Below are 17,850 nucleotides of genomic sequence, written 5' to 3'. Positions count from 1 at the left end.
CGGGGGACGCCACCGATGACGTGGGTGGGCCGGGGACATGTCTGTGCTCTCGTTCCAGGGACACGCCTGTGCTCTCTTTCAGCTGCTGCTCTGACCGGACCACTTGGCCGGACAACGCTGAGTGGTCCGAGAGGGCGAAAAGGTTGCCGCGAAGAGCCACAGAATTTCCCAGGGTCACCCCGCGTGCCCGCAGCGGCACTGCCATGACGGAGTGGATTCCGACGCGGTGCGTCAGATACAGGCCGAGGGCCCCGACGTATGGCCAGGTTGCTTGCCGCCGACTGCGGCCCACGTCCAACACCGAAGTGCGGGGGCCTGGGTTCTCAGCGGTGAGTGCGACGGTTCCATGACCGGTGGGCGTGGTTCGGTGTCAGAGGGTTCGGGCCGCAGCGGCGTCGCGGAGGAGCCCGGCGAAGGTGAGGGCGGCGGGGGTGAGCGAGTGGTCGGCCATGCGGACCAGGAGGATGCGGCGGACGGGGGCCGGCGGCTGGAGGGGCAGGACGTTCACGCTGGGTCGGATGCCCTCGAGGGCCAGGGTGGGAGCAAGGGCGACGCCGATGCCGGCGGCGACCATGGCCTGGGCCTCCTGGTAGTCGTGGGCCTCGTAGGCGATGTGGGGCTCGAAGCCGACGGCGCGGCAGCCGCGCACGAGGGCTTCGGCCACCGGGTGATGGTCGGCGCGGGTGATCCAGGGGTCGTGTGCGAAGTCGGCGAGTGAGGCGGTGTCGCGGCCGGCGAGTGGGTGGTGGTCGCTGACGAGAAGGGCCGGCGGGTCATCGAGGAGTGGGGTGACGACGATGTCCTCCCTGTCGATTCGGCTCCAGTCGTAGTCCCACATGAGGGACATCTCGATCTCCCGGTTCTCCAGCATCGTCCAGAGTCCGGCGATGCGGGCGCTGCGGACGGTCAGCCGTACGTCGGGGTGGGCGTCCCGGAAGGCGATCACGGCCTGCGGGAGGAGCGAGGCGCCGACGGTGGGGAAGGTGCCGATGCGCAGGGTGCCCGCGCGCAGGCCGGCGTAGTCGGCGAGTTCGTTCTCCGCGGCCTGCAGTTCGCGTTCGATCCGCTGCCCTCGTCCGGCCAGCGCCCGTCCGGCATCGGTGAGGGTGACGCCCCGGGCGTGGCGTTCCAGCAGGGGCTGGCCTGCCTCCGTCTCCAGGCGGCTGATCTGCTGCGATACCGCCGACGGGGTGTAGTTGAGGGCACGGGCTGTCGCGGTCACCGATCCGCGCCGGGCGACCTCCGTGAACAGCAGGATGCGCCGGACATCGAGCATGCCGCCACCTCCAGCGTTCACTTCAGCTTAATAGCCATGCAGATTTCCGAGATTGTACTTCACGCTGCCGTAACCCACCGTGGAGGACACCACGCACGGCGAGACCGTCGGCGGGCTTCCCCTTCCCTGGCTGTGAGGAGTCGGTTGTGCTGCGTCTGCAGGGCGAGATGATCCGCGGAGGAACCAGCAAGTGCTGGATCTTCGACCACCGCGACGTGGCCGCCACGGGCGTGGACGTCGATGCCCTCCTGCTCGCCGCCTTCAACGCCGCCGACCCCCGTCAGATCGACGGCGTGGGCGGCGCCTCCTCCACCACCTCCAAGGCCGCCGTCGTACAGGCGTCGGCCCAGGCCGGCGTGGATGTCGAGTACGCCTTCGCGCAGGTGGGGATCGGCGACGAGCGCGTGGAGTGGGCCAGCAACTGCGGCAACTGCGCCACCGCCGTGGCCCTGTACGCCGTCCACCACCATCTCGTGCCGATCACGTCGGACACCACCACCGTTCGCATGCTCAACGTCAACACCGGGGCCCGCCTCACCGGCACGATCCCCACCCCCGCGGGCGTGGCCCCGGAGGAGGGCACGGCCGTGGTCCCGGGTACCTCGGCGCCGGGCGTGCCGGTCCTGCTCGGGTTTCAGGACCCGGCGGGCTCGACGACCGGCCGCGCACTGCCGACCGGCCGGGCACTGGACGAGCTGACCGGCCCGGACGGCCTTGTCGAGGCATCAATGGTGGACGCCGGCGCCCCGGCCGCGCTGTTCGAGGCCAAGGCGTTCGGCCTCGACGGCACGGAATCCCTCACCGCGTTCGCCACCGCGGTACCCGCACTGACCCTGCTGCGCCGTCAGGCGGCGCTGGCCATGGGCCTGGCCCGCGAGGGCGATCCGGTCAGCCACGCGGTACCGAAGGCGGGCATCGTCGCCCGACCCGCGCTCTATCGCACCACGCAGGGCATCCTCGTCAACCAGGACGAGTACGACCTGGCCGTGCGCATGGTCTCCATGCACGCCCCGCACCCGGCGATCGGCCTGACCTCCGCCGTGGCCCTGGCCACGGCCGCCACCACCCCTGGCACCCTCGCCCACCGCGTAGCCCGGCAGACCGCCGACGGCACGCTGCGCCTGGGCACCCCCGCCGGCGTGGTCACCACCCAAGCCGTCCCCGCACCGGACGGCGCGTCCCCCACGGTGCTGCTGCACCGCGCCGCCCGCCGCATCGCCCGAGCCGAACTCCTCGTTCCCGTCCTGGAAGGACGCCCCGCATGAGCCGCAACGACGCCGCCCCGGGTACCGTCACCGCACCACCGGGCCGCATCCGCCGGATGCTGTCCCACCTCTACGTCCAGTGCCTGATCGCCGTCCTCCTCGGCGCCGCCGTGGGCGGGTTGTGGCCGTCCGCCGGTGCTGACCTCAAACCGCTCGGCGACGGCTTCATCGCGCTGGTGAAGATGTTCATCGCACCGATCATCTTCTGCACGGTCGTCCACGGCATCGCCTCCATGGGCAACGCCCGCGCGGTCGGCCGCGTGAGCCTGAAGGCTCTGGTCTACTTCGAGGTGCTGACCACCGTGGCCATGGTGATCGGCCTGGTCGTCGTCAACGTCGTCAAACCGGGCAGCGGTCTGCACATCGACCTCTCGACCCTGTCCACCAAGGGCCTGCCGCCGGAGGCGACCACGGCCCACGAGGGCTTCGCCGCCTTCCTTCTCGCCGTCGTCCCGGCCACCCTGGTCAGCGCCCTGACCGGCAACGAGATCCTGCCCGTGCTGCTGGTGTCGGTGCTGTTCGGCTTCGGCCTGCACGCCAGCGGAGAGGCCGGCCTGGGCATAGCCCGGGGCGTCGAGAAGTTCTCCACGGTCCTGTTCACGCTCATCCGCTGGATCATGCGACTGGCCCCCATCGGCGCGTTCGGCTCGATGGCCTTCACCATCGGCCACTACGGCCTGGGCACCCTGCGCCATCTGGCGCTGCTCGTCGGCTCGTTCTGGCTGACCGCCCTCTTCTTCGTCCTGGTCGTCCTCGGGACCGTGATGCGCCTGAACGGACTGCGGCTGCTGCCCTTCCTGCGCTACATCAAGGAAGAACTGCTGATCGTCCTGGGCACCTCCTCCACCGAGCCCGTCCTGCCGCGCATGATGGCCAAGCTCCAGCACGCCGGCGCCTCGAAACCCGTCGTCGGCATCACGCTGCCCGCCGGGTACTCCTTCAACCTCGACGGCACCGCCATCTACCTGACCATGGGCTCGGTCTTCCTCGCCCAGGCCCTCGGCATCCACCTCAGCCTCACCCAGCAGCTGGCCATGCTCGCCGTCATGCTGCTCACCTCCAAGGGCGCCGCAGGCGTCACCGGCTCCGGCTTCATCGCCCTGGCCGCCACCCTCAGCGCCGTCCCGCACGTCCCGCCCGCCGCCCTGGCACTGATCTTCGGCGTCGACCGGTTCATGTCCGAAGCCCGCGCCCTGACCAGCCTGGTCGGCAACGGCGTCGCCACCCTGGCCGTCGCCCGCTGGGAGGGCGAGCTGGACGAGGACCGCGCCAAGGCCGTCCTGCGCGGAGAGATCCCCTACGCCCCCGCCCCCGCACCCTCCGCGGTGACAGCCGAGCCCGATCCGGCGGAGACACCAGTACCAACCCACGCCCCCGTCCCCGCCGCAGGCTGACGTCGCGGTCCTGACCGATCTCGCCGCCGAGGCGGATGCCATCAGCGTGGGCTGCGACAAGTGCGTGCCAGTCAGCGTGCGCGCGGGACAGCACGGGCCCTGGCCCGTCTGCCAGGTCCTCGCCGGCAGTACATCCGTCATGGTCACGACTCAGAAGGTGCTCGTCGTGGTCTCCGGCCGCCCCGGCCCTGTCGATGCCCGCGTGCACGAGGCAGTCGCCAGGGCCACGGGGGCGAGGTCCACGGAGCGGTGAGGCGGGACCGGCGGGCAGGCAGCTCGGGCTCGTCCGCCGCGCGCCGCTTCTGGTGGCTGCTTCCGTCCTGTCGCAACGGCGGCCCACTATGTGGGCCGCCGTTGGCGTGCGCAGACCACCCTTCCCCCTGATCAATCGCGGCTGCCCGAGCACGGGAACGAACCTGTGCAAGGCGGCCGCCGGGGTTGTGTCCAGGAGGTCAATCAGTCGGATCAACGGCTGAAGGGCGCCGTCGCGAGTGCCCAGCCGCACGGCGGGGCCGCAGGCCGTTGTGGCTGCGGCCCCGCTCGGGCGCCCGGGTCAGGACGGGTCGCCGTACTGGAGGCCCCGTCCGTTGGTGCCGATGTAGACGCGGCCGAAGGTGTCGGGGTCGCCGGTGATGATGCCGAGGCTGCCGATGGCGCCCCACTGGTGGGCGCTGTCGTTGACGCGGAGCCAGGTGGCGCCCTTGTCGGTGGAACGGAAGACTCCGGTGACGTCGTTGACGGTGCCGATCAGGTACAGGGCCTGGTAGTTGGTGCCGGGTGCGGCCTTGCCGAAGCCGAGGGCGGAGGCGGACTGCACCGTCTTCAGTGTGGTGAAGGTGCGGCCGCCGTCGGTGGAGTGCAGCAGCCCCCTGTCGCCGGCGGCGATCCACAGGTCGCCGTTGATGCCGGGGACGGCGGTGAGCCGGCCGGAGGGGAGGTTGGTGGCGCGGGGGGTGAAGGTCGCGCCGCTGTCGGTGCTGGCGTTGAGTGTGCCGTTGGTCAGTGCGTAGAAGGTGCTGGCCGAGGAGCGGTCGGCGACGACGACGGCGTCGGTGCCCAGGCCGCTGACCTTCGACCAGATCGCTCCCTTGTCGGTCGAGCGGTAGGGGGCCTGGCCTGCTTCGGCCCAGACGACGGTGGAACCGTCCGCGGCGAGGGCGACATGGCCGCTGTTCGCGCCGGGGACCGGTTCGGCGGTGAAGCCGTTCCAGGTGCTGCCGCCGTCGGTGGAGTAGGCGCCGTCCTGCGCGCCGCCGGTGCCGACACGGACCATCACCGCGGGAGCGGACTGGGCGAAGTCGATGTCGGTGCTGCTGCTCATCAGCGGGTCCTTCAGCCGTCCGGCGGGTACCTCGGTCAGGGAGCCGCCGTAACGGAAGCCGCCCTGGTCGCCCATGGAGGTGATGACGGTGGCGCCGCCGGGAGGTGCGATCGCGTCCGCCAGCGAGGTCTCCTCCAGCCCGCGGGCCCCGGAGGCCCAGTGGCTGGTGCCACCGCTGTCGGAAACGTTGGCGTCCTTGCTGCTCCAGATGCCGTTGCCGGTGCCGTACAGCACGTGTCCGGAGTCGAAGGGGTCGATGGCCAGCGCGGTCATCCAGTGCCCGGTGTGGGTGCCGACGTACGGAGCGCCGGAGGCGTCCCGCTGCGACCTGTCGGCCAGGGCCTTCCAGGTCGTGCCGCCGTCGGTGGTCCGGTAGATCTCGTCCTCGGGCCACCACCGGTCCAGGGTGGTGACCATCACCGTGGACGGCTTCTGCGGGTCGACGGCCAGACCGGAGAACCCGTAACCGCCCTGCGAGGGAGAGATGTCCTTCCACGCGCCGCCGGCCGGGGTGTACTTCCACACCGAGCCCGCCGTCGCGTCCATGGGGCCGATGCTGTCGCTGTACGTCAGGTACAGCGAACCGTCACCGGAGACGACACCGTGCTGCGGCATCTGGCCGGTGGGCCGCCCGGAGACGGCCTGCCAGCTGTTGCCGCCATCGGTGGAGCGGTACAGGGAGGTGTCCTTGTCGTTGACGCCGACGTAGACCGTGTTGCTGCCGGCCGGGCCGTACGTCACGAAGGAGATGCCCGCGCCGCTGCCCGCCCCGTCCTTGACGGGGAACGAGGAGACCTGACTCCATGTCGCGCCGTAGTCGGTGCTGCGCCACAAGCCGTTCTTGCGGGTGCCCAGCAGCAGGGTGCCGTGGTCCGCGGGGTCGATCACGAGCCGCTCGCCCGCCCCCCGGCCGGGTTCGTTGCCGCCCACCTTGAACGGCAGATCGGTCCGCTGGAAGGTACGGCCCCGGTCGGTGGAACGCAGGATCGCGCCGTTGCCCGCCCACTCGTTGGTGTAGGTGCCCGTCGCGAGGTAGAGCCGGCCCGGGTCGACGGGGTCGGTGGCCAGCGAGTCGATGCCCAGCAGGTTCCAGTCCTTCTCACCGAGCCAGTCGGTCAGCGGGATCCACTGCTCGGCCGCGGTGTCCCAGCGGTAGGCGCCACCCATGTCGGTGCGGGCGTACAGCAGACCCTTCTCCTTCTGGTTGAACACCACCCCGGTGACGTAACCGCCGCCCACCACCTGGGCGTTCTTCCACACATACGGTCCGGCCGCGGCCGTGGTCCGGGTGCTGCCGCTCCCGGACGCCTGGGTCTCGGCCGTTTGCTCCAGCTTCCACTGCTGGTTGGCGCTGCCCCTGCCGGGATACTGGATGATCGGCGCGCCCTCGGCCGTGGAGCCTCCGGAGACGTCCAGGACCTGGCCGCTCCTGCGGGAGGTGAAAGTGACGGCGTCGGAACCGCTCACCTCGTCGATCCGCCACTCCTGGGAAGTGGAGGAGCTGTCGGTCTGCTGCTCGGCGGCGGCCGCCTGGGCGGTCGAACCGCCCGCTATGCCCAGCACCTTGCCGCTGTTGCGGTTCACGAGCTCGTAGTAGCCGTCCCCGGTGGGTCGCAGCTTCCACTGCTGGTTGGCGGTGTTCTGGTCGGTCCACTGCTGGATGCGGGTGCCGTCGGCGGTGGAGAAGGCGTTGACGTCCATCACCTTGCCACTGCGTACGGAAACCAGCCGGTAGTAGGCATTGCCGTCGATCGTCGCGGCCTGCGAGTCCTCCTGCGCGAACAGGAGATACGGCACGACGATGGCGGGCACGCCGAGCAGCAGAGCGGTGGCGGTCCAGCGACGGCGGTGGCGCCCGCGGCGTCCGCCGGTCGTGGGGTTGTTCATGGGGAGGTGTTCTCCTTGCATGCCGTTCACCAGAAGAGGAGTGAATCCAGGCACGGGGGATGACCGGATCCGACTCCTGGTGGTCACAGACTCCGCACAGGGTTGCCGCGAGCCGGGAACTTCTTCGGTTCACCTCGTGGTGCGGTAGGCGTTGATCAGCGTCCAGGGTGGCGTTGGTGCCCTCGGCGTCGAGACCCAGCCCCGACCGGATACGCAGGCCATCCTCGACACCGCGCTGTCCCGTGCGGACACCGCCGGCCAAGCCCGGTTCGAAGCGCTGCTGTTCCCTGAGCGGAATGAGCGCCCGGACGCCGTGGTCGCGGATCTCGTGGTCCAGGGACTCGGTGCAGCCCTCGATCGCGTGCTTGGAGGCGGCGTAGGCGGCCATGTAGGGCTGGGGCAGGAACCCGGGCACGGACGAGATGTCGATGATGCGCCCGCGTCGCTGGGCGCGCAGGTGCGGCAGGACCTCGTTCACCATGCGCATGACCCCGAAGACGTTGGTGTCGAAGACGGACCGGGCGTGCTCGACGGAGGTCTCCTCGGCCGCGCCCGTCGAGCCGACGCCGGCGTTGCTGACCAGGACGTCGATCCGTCCGAACCGCTCGCTCACCTCCTGGACCGTGGCGGCGGCCGAGGAGTCACTGGTGACGTCGAGCCCGAGGAACGTCACGCCGTCGAGCGGGGTGACGCGTGAGGTGTCACGTCACGGGTGCCACCGGCCGATCTGTCGTCATCGTGGACTCCCTCACCGACGTAAAACCGATCGGTTTCCATTACAGTAAACCGATCGGTTTCAGCGTGCGGGTTGAAGCAGGGAGAGTGACGTCATGGGCAGGAGCAGTGCGCCGGAGAGGCGGGAGGGTGTCATTCGCGCGGCGATCGCCGAGTTCGCGCGCACGGGCTACCACGGCACCTCCACCGCGGTGATCGCCAAGCGGGTGGGTGTCACGCAGCCGTATCTCTTCCGGCTCTTCCCGGACAAGAAGGCGATCTTCGTCGCCGCTTTGGTGCGGAGCATGGAGGACACCCGCCTGGCTTTCGAGAGGGCGGCCGACGGGGTGGAGGGTGGCGGGCAGGCGCTTCAGGCGCTGGCGGACGCTTACGCGCACCTGATGTCGACGCGCCCCGAGACGCTCCTGATGCAGATGCAGGGATATGCCGCCGTGGCGGGCGCCGAGGCGCGGGGCGATGACCTGATCGGTGAGGTCGTCCGGGCCGGCTGGATGGGGATCTGGGAAACCGTGCACCTGTCGCTGGGCGCCGATGCCGACGCGACCGCGAGCTTCTTCGCCTGCGGCATGCTCGGCAACACGCTTACGGCCATCGGGCTTTCCGCGAGCACCGGGAGGTGAGGGAGTTTTCCGGACGGGCGATGCGTCAGCGTACGCCTGCCGCGTCGAGCAAGGTGGTCACCGTGGGGGCGACGAGCCCGGTCAGGTTGTCGGCCTGGATTCCCGCGCGGGCGCTGGCGCCGTCGAAGACCAGGCTGAGCTGCCGGGCCAGCAGGTCCGGGTCGCTTGCCCCGTCCTGTTCGGCCTCGGCACGGAAGAAGGCGGTCAGGTTCGTCTTGACCTGATGGGCGACCCGGCTCGCGGGGTGGCTCTGGTCCTTGAGTTCTACCTGTACGGCCAGGTACCGGCAGCCGTGGAACTCGGGGGTGCCGGACTGTGATTCCACCTGCTCGAAGACGTGCAGGATCCGCTCGCGGGGTGAACGGTTGTCGTCCGCCGCAGGCAGGAGGCTCGCCGCGTAGGCGGAGGAGCGCTCCTTCAGGCTTGCGGCCAGGAGTTCGTCCTTGCTCTCGAACAGCTGGTACATGGAGCGCTTCGACACCCCCGCCGCCTTGCACAGCGCCTCGACGCCGATGCCGACACCGTCTCGGTAGGTGAGCGTGGCCGCCGCCTCCAGCAGCCGCTCCCTGGGGCTCAGTTTCACTTCGGTGGTCATGCCGCGAGGTTAACCCGAAGCGGACGAAATGAAAACCGATCGGTTTCCAGGGGTCCCCGGGGGAGAGGTTCGGCGACGGCCTGGGGGAAGGGCCGTCGCCGAGCCATGACGGTGTGCGCGCCTGTCGTCCACGGCACGGCGACACACACCGGGGCCACTCCGAGTGATGGCCCGTCTCGGGTGACCTGCCGTCACGCCGGGACGGCGGTCTTGTCGGGCTTCGTCTCCGCCGGGATGCGGTGCAGTCCCTTGCGGTCGTACCACCCCAGTACGCCGAAGCCGAACAGTGCGGCCGCCACGAGTGCGGCCGCCATCATGACCCAGCCCCGGGTCAGACCCGCGTCGCCCTGGGCGTCGTAGTAGAGGATCGAGCGGATGCCGCCGGTGATCTGCCGCAGCGGCTCGAACTCCGCGAGGAAGCGGTAGAAGCCGGGCAGCGCCTCGATGGGGGTGGTGGCACCGGCCGTCGGCACCGCCATCCCGATGAAGACCAGCGTGACCAGCAGCATGCCGGGCGTGCCGAAGACCGCGAGGAGCGTGAGTGCGCCGATCCCGGTGACGGCGATGGCGCACACCGAGTACAGCCAGAGGAGCGGCGGGTGGGCGGCGTCCATGCCCATGATGCCGACCGCGCCGACCATGACCAGGGTGCCCAGCAGCAGGGACAGTCCGGCCATGAGGGTGCTGCTGATGGTGAGGGTCTGCACCCGGGTGGCTCGGATCAGCGGGCGGTGCAGGCGCAGCGGGCCCATGTCGTTGTGGGTGTAGCCGAGGGCGTGGTCGACCTGGCCGCTGATGACGTTGGCGGAGAGCATGCCGACGACCACGAGGGTGAGTGCGTAGTAGAAGGCCGTCAGGCCCAGGCCGCTGTGCGAGTCGAGGGGGTGGCCGTCCTCGACCGTGACGGCGGCCGGGTCGGCCAGCAGGACGCGTGCTGCTGCGGGCAGCTTCGCCTGCGCGGTCCCGATCCTGGCGGTCAGCTCCTTGCCCACCTGGAGCGAGGCGTTCTGGGCCGCCCGGGTCGTCGCCGTCCGGGCCAGGCCGGAGCCGATGCTGCCGGCGGACTGGTTGGTCAGCACTGTCAGCATCGGGCGGGCCGTGGGCCCGGCGGGCGCGGTGCCGGTCAGTGCGGTGGTGGCCGAGGTGAAGTCGGCGGGCACGACGAGCGCGCCGAACAGCTTGCCCTTGCCGAGCTCCTCCCTCATCTCCTCCTCGTTCATCACCTTCCAGTCGATCCTGTCCCCGCTCGCGGTCGACTTCTTGATCGACTCGGTGATCCGGGCCCCGAGGCCGATCTGCTTGCCGCCGACAGCGGCTCCCTTGTCGGTGTTGACCAGGCCGACGGGCAGCTTGGTCAGGTGATCGGCCGGATCGATGTTCGCGCCGACGTAGAACACGGCGAACAGCAGCGCGAGGACGCCCGTGATGACGCCGTTCGCGATCCACAGCGGCCTGGCGCGCAGGACGCGGAAGGGAGGAATGCCACTCATGACGTACGTGTCTCTCGGTCGGGGGACGCGGAACGTTTCGCCGGAGGACGCCAGCCACCGGTGACTTCCCTGACGGGCTTGTGGGGGAAGCGACGCCGGGCGTACTCCTGCGCGTGCGAGCCCGGCAGGACGTACAGGGTTTCCTTCTTGTCCTGGAGGGGGCGCAGCACGGTGTCCATGAACGTCTTGCGGTCGTCCAGGTACGGGCCCAGGACGTCCTCGCCGGCGGGGCAGACGGCAAGGCAGTAGCCGGACTTGTAGCCGGGCGGCGAGCTGAGGCTCTGCCACATGGAGGCGCTCTCGGAATCGGTGACGCGGGAGCGGTAGTCGGCCGCGTCCTCGCTGTCGGCCACCGTCTGCGCCCAGTCGGTGAACCCGCTCATGAACTCGCGGTAGTTGTGCGTGGTGCAGGCCGGCGCGTCGAAGGCGCCGTCCTTGGCGATGGCGCCGACCGGACAGACGGCGACGCACAGCTTGCAGTCGATGCAGGGGTTGTAGTCCAGCGCCTGCCCGTACGCGCTGACCTCCGCGTCCACCAGGACGGTCACGAGCAGGACGAAGCTGCCGAACTTCGGGTGGATGACGTTGCGGTGCAGGCCCATCACGCCGAGCCCGGCGGCCACCGCGACGGTCTTGTGCGCGACCACCCAGATCCGCTCACGGGGGAAGCGGTCCATCTCCTGGGGGAAGCCGACGGACGGGTTGAGGGCGCGGTAGCCGGCGTCCTGGAGCGCCTGGGTGACGCTGCGGGCGACCTGGTTGGCCTGTTCGTCGGCCTGGTGGAACTCCTGGTTGGCCACGCTGCGGGCCGGGGAGCGGCAGTTGTCGCGGTTCATCCGGACCGCCATCGCGATCAGGGTGCGGGTACCGGGCAGCGCGGACTGCGCGTACTCGCGCTCGCCGGCCAGGTCGGGGTGGTCCAGGCTGACCGCGGCGGCGTCGTCCGCACCGGATGCCAGACACAGCTCGCGCAGCCAGGCCGCGTCGATCACCGACGGCGGACGCGCGATGCCGCCCGTCCTGCGCCGGGCGAGTACAGCCTGCACCGACGGGTGGGCCGCCAGCTTCGCCGGAAGCCTGGGAGGAGTGGGTTGCGCCTCGGCGTCGCGCGCGGCAGTCATCCGTGCTCCCAGGGGTGCGGGTTCCAGGCTCGCCGGCACGGCGAAAAACCGATCGGTTTCACACCGTAAACCGGTCGGTTTCTGCACGCAAGCCCAAGAGGCGAGCCCCCTCTTCGGGCCGTCGATCAAGTTCCTTGCGGACGTTGGCGATCGAGCGCCGGGTGGTCAGGCGGGTGGCGGGCTCGTCATCCCGGGGGTCCACGGGTGCGGAACGCCCTGGTGAGTCCGGGGGGCCGGTTGGGCTTGCGTCTGGAAACCGATCGGTTTACCGTGGTGGAAACCGATCGGTTTCTCATTCTGTGGAGGCAGTCATGACCGCACTCAAGGGCGCCAACGTCTTCGTCACCGGCGGCAGCCGAGGCATCGGCAAGGCCCTGGTGGAAGAGCTGTACGCGCGCGGTGCCGGCAAGGTCTACGCCACGGCCCGCGACCCGCGCACGGTGACGCACCCCGACGCGGTCCCGGTGGCGCTGGAGGTCACCGACCCGGCCTCCGTGGCGGCCGCCGCCGCGCAGGCGCAGGACGTGACCGTGCTGATCAACAACGCCGGTGCCTCGGTCGGCGCGTCCTTCCTCGACTCCCCGGTCGACGACGTACGCCGGGAGTTCGAGACCAACTTCTACGGCCCGCTGCTTCTCACCCGCGCCTTCGTGCCCCTCATCGAGCGCAACGGCGGCGGCCACCTCCTCAACGTGCACTCCGTGCTCTCCTGGCTGGCTCTCGGCGGCTCCTACAGCGCGTCCAAGGCCGCCCTGTGGTCGCAGACCAACTCCCTGCGCCTGGAGCTGCAGCCGCGCGGCATCGCCGTCACCGGACTGCACGTCGGCTACGTCGACACGGACCTGGCGGCGGACGTCGAGGCGCCCAAGTCCGACCCGCGTGACGTCGCCGCACTCGCCCTCGACGGCGTCGAGACGGGCGCGTACGAGGTGCTCGCCGACGACATCTCGCGGCAGGTCAAGGCCGGTCTGGCCGGCGACCTGGCCGGCCTGTACGCCCAGCTGGCGAAGTAACCCCCCTTTACACCCGAGGAGTCGGCGAGATGCCCAGCCACGAGTCACGTCCCACGATCCGCATTCCGGGAACCACCAGCCACACCATCGCCCCGCGCGCGGGGCGACGCAGCGACGAGGGGACCCTGCGTTACCTCAAGGCGGGTACCGGCGCCCCCGTGGTCCTGCTGCACACCGTGCGCACGCAGGCCGAGCATTTCCGCGACCTCATCCCGCTGATCGCGGACCGGTACACCGTGTACGCCCTCGACCTGCCGGGGATGGGCTACTCCGAGATCGTGCCCGGGGCGTCGTACGACGAGCCCGCGATGCGTGCGGGCGTCGAGCGGCTCCTGACCGAACTCGACCTGAATGACGTGACGTTGGTCGGGGAGTCCATGGGCGCGGTGCTCGCCCTGACCGCCGCGGCCGACCTGCCCGAGCGGGTCCGGCGCGTCGTCGCGGTGAACGCGTACGACTTCCGCGGCGGTATTGCCCGGTCCGGTCTTCTCGCCCGTGGGGTGGTCGGCGGTGTCCTCACTCCGGGGGTGGGCCCGGTGGTCGCCGGGGTCGAGCCCAAGCCCGTCGTCCGCAGGATCCTGCAGGGCGGGCTGGTCGACAGGACCGCGCTGCGGGAGGACTACCTCGACGAGCTGCTCCGGGTGGGCGGCCGCCCCGGCTACCCGAGCGTCGCCCGGGCCGTGTACCGGAACATGCCCAGCCTCATCGCCGCCCGCTCGCGCTACCCCGAGGTCAAGGCGCCCGTCCACCTGGTCTACGGGGAGAAGGACTGGTCCCGACCCTCGGACCGCGAGGCCAACAGAAAGCTGCTGCCCGCCGCCGAGTTCACGCAGGTGCCGAAGGCCGGCCACTTCATCGCCCTGGAACGGCCCGACGTGCTGGCCGACCTGCTGAACGCGGTGGCGTGACCGCCCCGAGGGCGCGGTAGTCACCCCCGTTCGGGTGTAGTGGGGACGGGGACCAGGTTCGAGCATGTGTCTGGCAGCGTCGTGCATGCAAAGGAGCAGCGCGTGGCAGACATTCAGGTCGAGTTCGATGTTCCGGCTCAGATGCGTGACGGCACCGTGCTGCGCGCCGATGTCTACCGGCCCGGGGGTACGGGGCCGTGGCCGGTGCTGCTGAGCCGACTGCCGTACGGCAAGCAGATGGCTCTGGCGATCGCCCTCCTCGATCCCCTGGCGGCGGCTCGGCGTGGCTTCATGGTGGTGCTCCAGGACACCCGCGGCCGGTTCGCCTCCGAGGGGGAGTGGGAGCCGTGGACGCACGAGGAGAGCGACGGGTACGACACCGTACGGTGGGCCGCCGCCCTTCCCGGAGCGAACGGCTCCGTGGGCATGATCGGCGCCAGCTACTTCGGCAACACCCAGTGGATGGCGGCGCTGTCCAAGCCGCCGGAGCTGAAGGCGATCGCGCCGATGGTCACGTGGTCCGAACCGGACGACGGACTGTGGACGCGCGGCGGCGCGATCGAACTCGGCATCACCGCGCCCTGGTCCCTCATGATGGGCGCCGACGCGCTGATGCGCCGGCACAGCACCGACCCGGCCATGCTCGGCGGCAGTCTCGGCGGGCTCGTGCGGGACCTCGACGGCCTGGCCGACGGCGGCTACGGCGAACTGCCCGCCGGGCGGTTCCCCGCGTTCGTCCGGCACGACCTTCCCGAGCTGGGCTACGAGAGGTCCCGGCGGGAGCCCGAGTGGGCGCGGTCCTGCCGTGTCGCGGGCCGGCACGACGAGGTCGACCTGCCCACCTTCCAGGTCGGCGGCTGGTACGACATCTTCACCCAGGGCACACTCGACAACTTCACCGCCATGCGCCGCGCCGGCCGGCCCGCCACGCTGATCATGGGGCCGTGGAGTCACTCCAACCAGCAGCACGTCATCGGCGACGTCAACTTCGGGTTCGGCGCGAACTCCGCCTTCATGGGCATGCGCGGACCTCTGCACGGCCTCCAACTCGACTGGTTCCAGCGCACGATCGGCGACGGTGAGGCGCTGGAGCCGGACACGGGCAGGGTGCTGCTGTTCGTCATGGGCGTCAACCAGTGGCGCGAGGAGACGGAATGGCCCCTGTCGCGGGCCGTGGACACGGACTTCCACCTGCGCGCCGACGGACGCCTGACGCGGGAGCCGCCCGCTGTCGCCGAGCAGGTCGGGGAGTTCACCTACGATCCGACGGATCCGGTGCCCACCACCGGCGGCGCGTCGCTGATGACCGACGAGTTCCGTCCCGGGCCTCTCGACCAGAGGGACGTGGAGGCGCGCGAGGACGTCCTGGTCTTCACCACCGAACTCCTCACCGAGGACGTCGAGGTGACCGGCCGCGTCAAGGCCGTGCTCTTCGCGGCCACGGACGGGCCCTCGACCGACTGGGTGGCACGGCTGTGTGACGTCGACGAGCACGGCGTCTCCCGCAATGTGACCGACGGCATCGTGCGGGTACGGGCGACCCCGGGTGAGCCGGCCGAGCACGTCGTGGACCTGTGGTCGACCAGCATCGTCTTCCGGGCAGGGCACCGCATACGGGTCCAGGTCACCTCCAGCAACTTCCCCCGCTGGGACCGCAACCTCAACACAGGCGAACCCGAGGAGAGCGCGACCACGGCCCGCGTGGCCCGCCAGCAGGTCTTCCACGACCCCGCCCGGCCCTCCCGCATCGTCCTGCCGGTGGTTCCGGCCCGCCAAGAAGCGTAGGCACCACGCCAGGACGGCCACGCCGCCGGCCGAACTGCGGCAGCACGTCCAGCGGTGGTGCGGGGCCGCGAAGCCGGCGTACTCCGTGACCCGGACGGTTCCGGACGGCGAGGTACTGATCGACTGTTCCCATCCGCCTTCGACGGCGGTCCCGAACGAGCCCCCGAACGGGATCGGACAACAAACAAACCCCAGGCCGTTGACCTGGGGCTTCAAGGAGAGCGGGTGACGAGAATCGAACTCGCACTCTCAGCTTGGGAAGCGATGGCGCTTGGGAAGTCGGATAGCCTCTGAACTGGGCATACGTGCTCCGGTGTGGCACCCGGGGGCGCACGATCGCGCCGTAGTTGACCGTGGTTCACCGGTCTTATGGGCACGCTATGGGCACGACGCTCGGCGACGAGTGGGTGCCGCGTGAAGTGGCCCACCTTTTGCATGGGGCCGTCCGTGCCAGGGCCGACTGCGCGGAGCCGGTTGCGTGTGCACATGGACAGCCGGCCCCTTTCTTGGCGTCAGCCGCCTTCGCCCGAGAGGTGGAGCTTGCTGGTGAAGCCGCCTCGGGAGCGCCCTGGGCCCTCGTCGGGGCGGTGCTGCCGGAGCGTGCGTCCTTCCCCGGCACGGCGGTGACCGAAAGTCGAGCTGTTGACGGTCAGCGAGGACATGGCCGCTGGGTCGAATTTGGGAGGTGGACGCCTCCTCGGCGCCGGACGGAGGGGCTTCCTCGCCCAGGCCGCCCGCCATCACGGCGCTGCCGACGGCGGTGGTCGTGGCGATGAACGTCCGTCGGGACGGAGCCGACGTTGGCCTCTCGGGGGGGGTGCCCCCATGACTTTGGTCAAGGGGTGATCGGGGCTGGTGTTTGGTAGAAGGTGCCGTCGCGGAGCATCGCGAAGAGCACGTCGGCTCGGCGGCGGGCGAGGCAGAGGATGGCCTGGGTGTGGTGCTGGGGCGGCCCTGTGCGTTCCGTTCTGGTGGGGGCGGTTGTGTACGGCGGTCAGGGCCAGCACCGCGCCGGCGAAGAACACCGCGACGACGACGGCCAGGCCGGTCTGCACGCCGGAGGTGAAGGCGTCCTCGACCGCCGCTCGTACCTGGGCGGCGGGCGGTCGGGTTCCGGTGCTCCCGGAGGCGACGGCCGCCTCGATGGGGGCTCGGGCGGTTACGGGCACGCCGTGCGCGGCGAGCTGGTGGGGCAGGTCCGCGCTGACGCGGGCGGTGAACAGCGAGCCGAGGAGCGCGGTGCCCATGACCGAGCCGACCTGCCGGGCGGTGTTGACGGCGCCGGAGGCCATACCCGCCCGTTCGGGAGCGACGCTGACCAGCGCGGCGGCCGTACTGGGCGCGATGACCAGGCCACTGGCGGCACCGAACAGGACGAACAGCGGCCAGACCTGGCTGTAAGGAGTGCCCTGGCCGACCCGCGTCAGGCCCAGGACGGCGAGTGCGCCGAGCAGCAGACCCACCGTCAGTGGCGCCTTGAAACCGGCACGGCGGATCACTCGGCCTGTGAGGAACGCCGTGACGACGTAGACGCCGAACAGGGGCAGCATGCGCCAGCTGGTGTCCAGCGCGTTCAGGTGCTGGACGTTGTTGTAGAACATGACGGTGAGGACGGCCACGCCGGTGAAGCCGAACAGCGACACCGCGGCGATCGTCATCACCGCGCTGAACGACCGCGAGGCGAACAGCCGTACGTCGAGCATCGGCTCCGTGACCCGTAGTTCGACGAGGACGAATGCCACGGCGCCGGTCGCCGCCAGGATCCACGCGGCGACGACCGGGGCCGCGGTGTAGCCGTCCTGGCCGCCCTGGATGAGCGCGTACACCAGACCCGCGATCGTCACTGTGCCCAGCAGCGCACCGGCCACGTCCAGGCGTTCGCCGAGAGCCAGGGACTCCGCGGCGAACGGAACCGCGACCAGCAGCGTGATCACTCCGAGGACGGCGGTCGACACGAACACCGCGTGCCAGTCGGAGTGGTCGAGCAGGACACCGGCGAGCAGGGGGCCGATGGCCAGGCCGACACCGGACGATGCCGCCCAGGCGGTGATCACCTCGGTCCGCCGGTGCGGGTCGGTGAAGGTCGCACCGAGGATGGCCAGGCTGTTGGGCAGGATCAGCGCACCGCCGAGGCCGGAGACCAGCTGCGCGATGATCACCGTGGCGGTGGTGCCGGCGCTCGCGGCGAGCAGCCCTCCGGCGATCATGACCACCACGCCGACGCAGAACATCCGCTTGCGGCCATACAGGTTGCCCAGCGTGCCGGCCGACAGCACCAGACTGGCGACGACCAGCGTGTACGCGCTGGGAATCCAGATCAGCGCGCCCGGGCTGACGTGCAGATCGGCCTGGAGCGCAGACAGCGCCGAGATGGTGGCGGTGATGAGCAGGAACGTCATCATCACGCCCAGGCACATCGCCACCAGCGTGAGAAGTTCTC

The 17,850-nt window shown here is 70.5% G+C and carries 11 protein-coding genes and 2 pseudogenes; 6 read left to right on the top strand and 7 right to left on the bottom strand.

Translation table 11 applies throughout. The annotated features are described in order from the left end of the window. Positions 1 to 370 precede the first annotated feature (370 nt). Positions 371 to 1,276: a LysR family transcriptional regulator gene (locus SSP08S_RS25465; protein WP_019070461.1), complete on the bottom strand. Its 906-nt coding sequence runs from the start codon at positions 1,274 to 1,276 to the stop codon at positions 371 to 373. Positions 1,277 to 1,422: 146 nt separating this feature from the next. Between SSP08S_RS25465 and SSP08S_RS25460 the strand changes: the two genes are divergently transcribed. Next, complete coding sequence (locus tag SSP08S_RS25460; protein ID WP_019070460.1) at positions 1,423 to 2,541, top strand: PrpF domain-containing protein; 1,119 nt, start codon at positions 1,423 to 1,425, stop codon at positions 2,539 to 2,541. Beyond that, positions 2,538 to 3,935, top strand: a complete 1,398-nt coding sequence (gene dctA / locus SSP08S_RS25455; protein ID WP_019070459.1) for a C4-dicarboxylate transporter DctA — start codon at positions 2,538 to 2,540, stop codon at positions 3,933 to 3,935. The genes SSP08S_RS25460 and dctA overlap by 4 nt, the downstream gene beginning before the upstream one ends. Positions 3,936 to 4,488: 553 nt before the next feature. Here the strand turns inward: dctA and SSP08S_RS25445 are convergent. After that, positions 4,489 to 7,143 carry an RICIN domain-containing protein gene (locus tag SSP08S_RS25445; protein WP_019070457.1) on the bottom strand — a complete coding sequence of 885 codons (2,655 nt, stop codon included), beginning with the start codon at positions 7,141 to 7,143 and terminating at the stop codon, positions 4,489 to 4,491. 295 nt (positions 7,144 to 7,438) lie between these two features. Then, positions 7,439 to 7,816 (bottom strand): annotated as a pseudogene (locus tag SSP08S_RS59515) (SDR family NAD(P)-dependent oxidoreductase); the annotation flags it as partial. Between the two features lie 157 nt (positions 7,817 to 7,973). Here SSP08S_RS59515 and SSP08S_RS25435 point away from each other — a divergent pair. Continuing rightward, the gene (locus SSP08S_RS25435) at positions 7,974 to 8,498 is read left to right on the top strand and encodes a TetR/AcrR family transcriptional regulator (RefSeq protein ID WP_019070455.1); all 525 of its coding nucleotides are present in this window, start codon (positions 7,974 to 7,976) and stop codon (positions 8,496 to 8,498) included. 25 nt (positions 8,499 to 8,523) lie between these two features. Here the strand turns inward: SSP08S_RS25435 and SSP08S_RS25430 are convergent, their stop codons facing one another. The 3 genes from SSP08S_RS25430 to SSP08S_RS25420 form a co-directional block, all read right to left on the bottom strand. Further along, positions 8,524 to 9,093: a TetR/AcrR family transcriptional regulator gene (locus SSP08S_RS25430; protein WP_019070454.1), complete on the bottom strand. Its 570-nt coding sequence runs from the start codon at positions 9,091 to 9,093 to the stop codon at positions 8,524 to 8,526. A 191-nt stretch (positions 9,094 to 9,284) separates the two neighbouring features. Beyond that, complete coding sequence (locus SSP08S_RS25425) at positions 9,285 to 10,583, bottom strand: SNG1 family protein (RefSeq protein WP_019070453.1); 1,299 nt, start codon at positions 10,581 to 10,583, stop codon at positions 9,285 to 9,287. Continuing rightward, positions 10,580 to 11,704 (bottom strand): 4Fe-4S binding protein, encoded by a 1,125-nt coding sequence (locus tag SSP08S_RS25420; RefSeq protein ID WP_019070452.1) that lies wholly within the window; start codon positions 11,702 to 11,704, stop codon positions 10,580 to 10,582. Before SSP08S_RS25420 ends, SSP08S_RS25425 begins: the two co-directional genes overlap by 4 nt. A 311-nt stretch (positions 11,705 to 12,015) precedes the next feature. Here SSP08S_RS25420 and SSP08S_RS25415 point away from each other — a divergent pair, with 311 nt between their 5' ends. The 3 genes from SSP08S_RS25415 to SSP08S_RS25405 all read left to right on the top strand — a co-directional run bounded on the left by SSP08S_RS25415 (position 12,016) and on the right by SSP08S_RS25405 (position 15,410). Further along, positions 12,016 to 12,717: an SDR family oxidoreductase gene (locus tag SSP08S_RS25415; RefSeq protein WP_019070451.1), complete on the top strand. Its 702-nt coding sequence runs from the start codon at positions 12,016 to 12,018 to the stop codon at positions 12,715 to 12,717. A 29-nt stretch (positions 12,718 to 12,746) separates the two neighbouring features. Then, entirely contained in the window at positions 12,747 to 13,625 is an 879-nt protein-coding gene (locus SSP08S_RS25410; RefSeq protein ID WP_019070450.1) for an alpha/beta fold hydrolase, read from the top strand. Positions 13,626 to 13,727: 102 nt separating this feature from the next. Next, positions 13,728 to 15,410 carry a CocE/NonD family hydrolase gene (locus tag SSP08S_RS25405; protein ID WP_019070449.1) on the top strand — a complete coding sequence of 561 codons (1,683 nt, stop codon included), beginning with the start codon at positions 13,728 to 13,730 and terminating at the stop codon, positions 15,408 to 15,410. A gap of 1,250 nt (positions 15,411 to 16,660) precedes the next feature. Here the strand turns inward: SSP08S_RS25405 and SSP08S_RS63545 are convergent. Beyond that, a pseudogene (locus SSP08S_RS63545) lies at positions 16,661 to 17,827 on the bottom strand (MFS transporter); the annotation flags it as partial. Between the last annotated feature and the right edge of the window lie 23 nt (positions 17,828 to 17,850).

It is taken from the genome of Streptomyces hokutonensis, assembly GCF_000376565.1.
Classification (GTDB): Bacteria; Actinomycetota; Actinomycetes; order Streptomycetales; family Streptomycetaceae; genus Streptomyces; species Streptomyces hokutonensis.
Note: the sequence above shows the minus strand (reverse complement) of the source record. Positions and strands in the feature narration are given on the sequence as shown.

Bases quoted from the DNA above. Each gene is read 5' to 3' on its own strand.
- SSP08S_RS25465 (WP_019070461.1), bottom strand. From the start codon at position 1,276: ATGCTCGATGTCCGGCGCATCCTGCTGTTCACGGAGGTCGCCCGGCGC.
- dctA (WP_019070459.1), top strand. From the start codon at position 2,538: ATGAGCCGCAACGACGCCGCCCCGGGTACCGTCACCGCACCACCGGGC.
- SSP08S_RS25445 (WP_019070457.1), bottom strand. From the start codon at position 7,143: ATGAACAACCCCACGACCGGCGGACGCCGCGGGCGCCACCGCCGTCGC.
- SSP08S_RS25435 (WP_019070455.1), top strand. From the start codon at position 7,974: ATGGGCAGGAGCAGTGCGCCGGAGAGGCGGGAGGGTGTCATTCGCGCG.
- SSP08S_RS25430 (WP_019070454.1), bottom strand. From the start codon at position 9,093: ATGACCACCGAAGTGAAACTGAGCCCCAGGGAGCGGCTGCTGGAGGCG.
- SSP08S_RS25425 (WP_019070453.1), bottom strand. From the start codon at position 10,583: ATGAGTGGCATTCCTCCCTTCCGCGTCCTGCGCGCCAGGCCGCTGTGG.
- SSP08S_RS25420 (WP_019070452.1), bottom strand. From the start codon at position 11,704: ATGACTGCCGCGCGCGACGCCGAGGCGCAACCCACTCCTCCCAGGCTT.
- SSP08S_RS25415 (WP_019070451.1), top strand. From the start codon at position 12,016: ATGACCGCACTCAAGGGCGCCAACGTCTTCGTCACCGGCGGCAGCCGA.
- SSP08S_RS25410 (WP_019070450.1), top strand. From the start codon at position 12,747: ATGCCCAGCCACGAGTCACGTCCCACGATCCGCATTCCGGGAACCACC.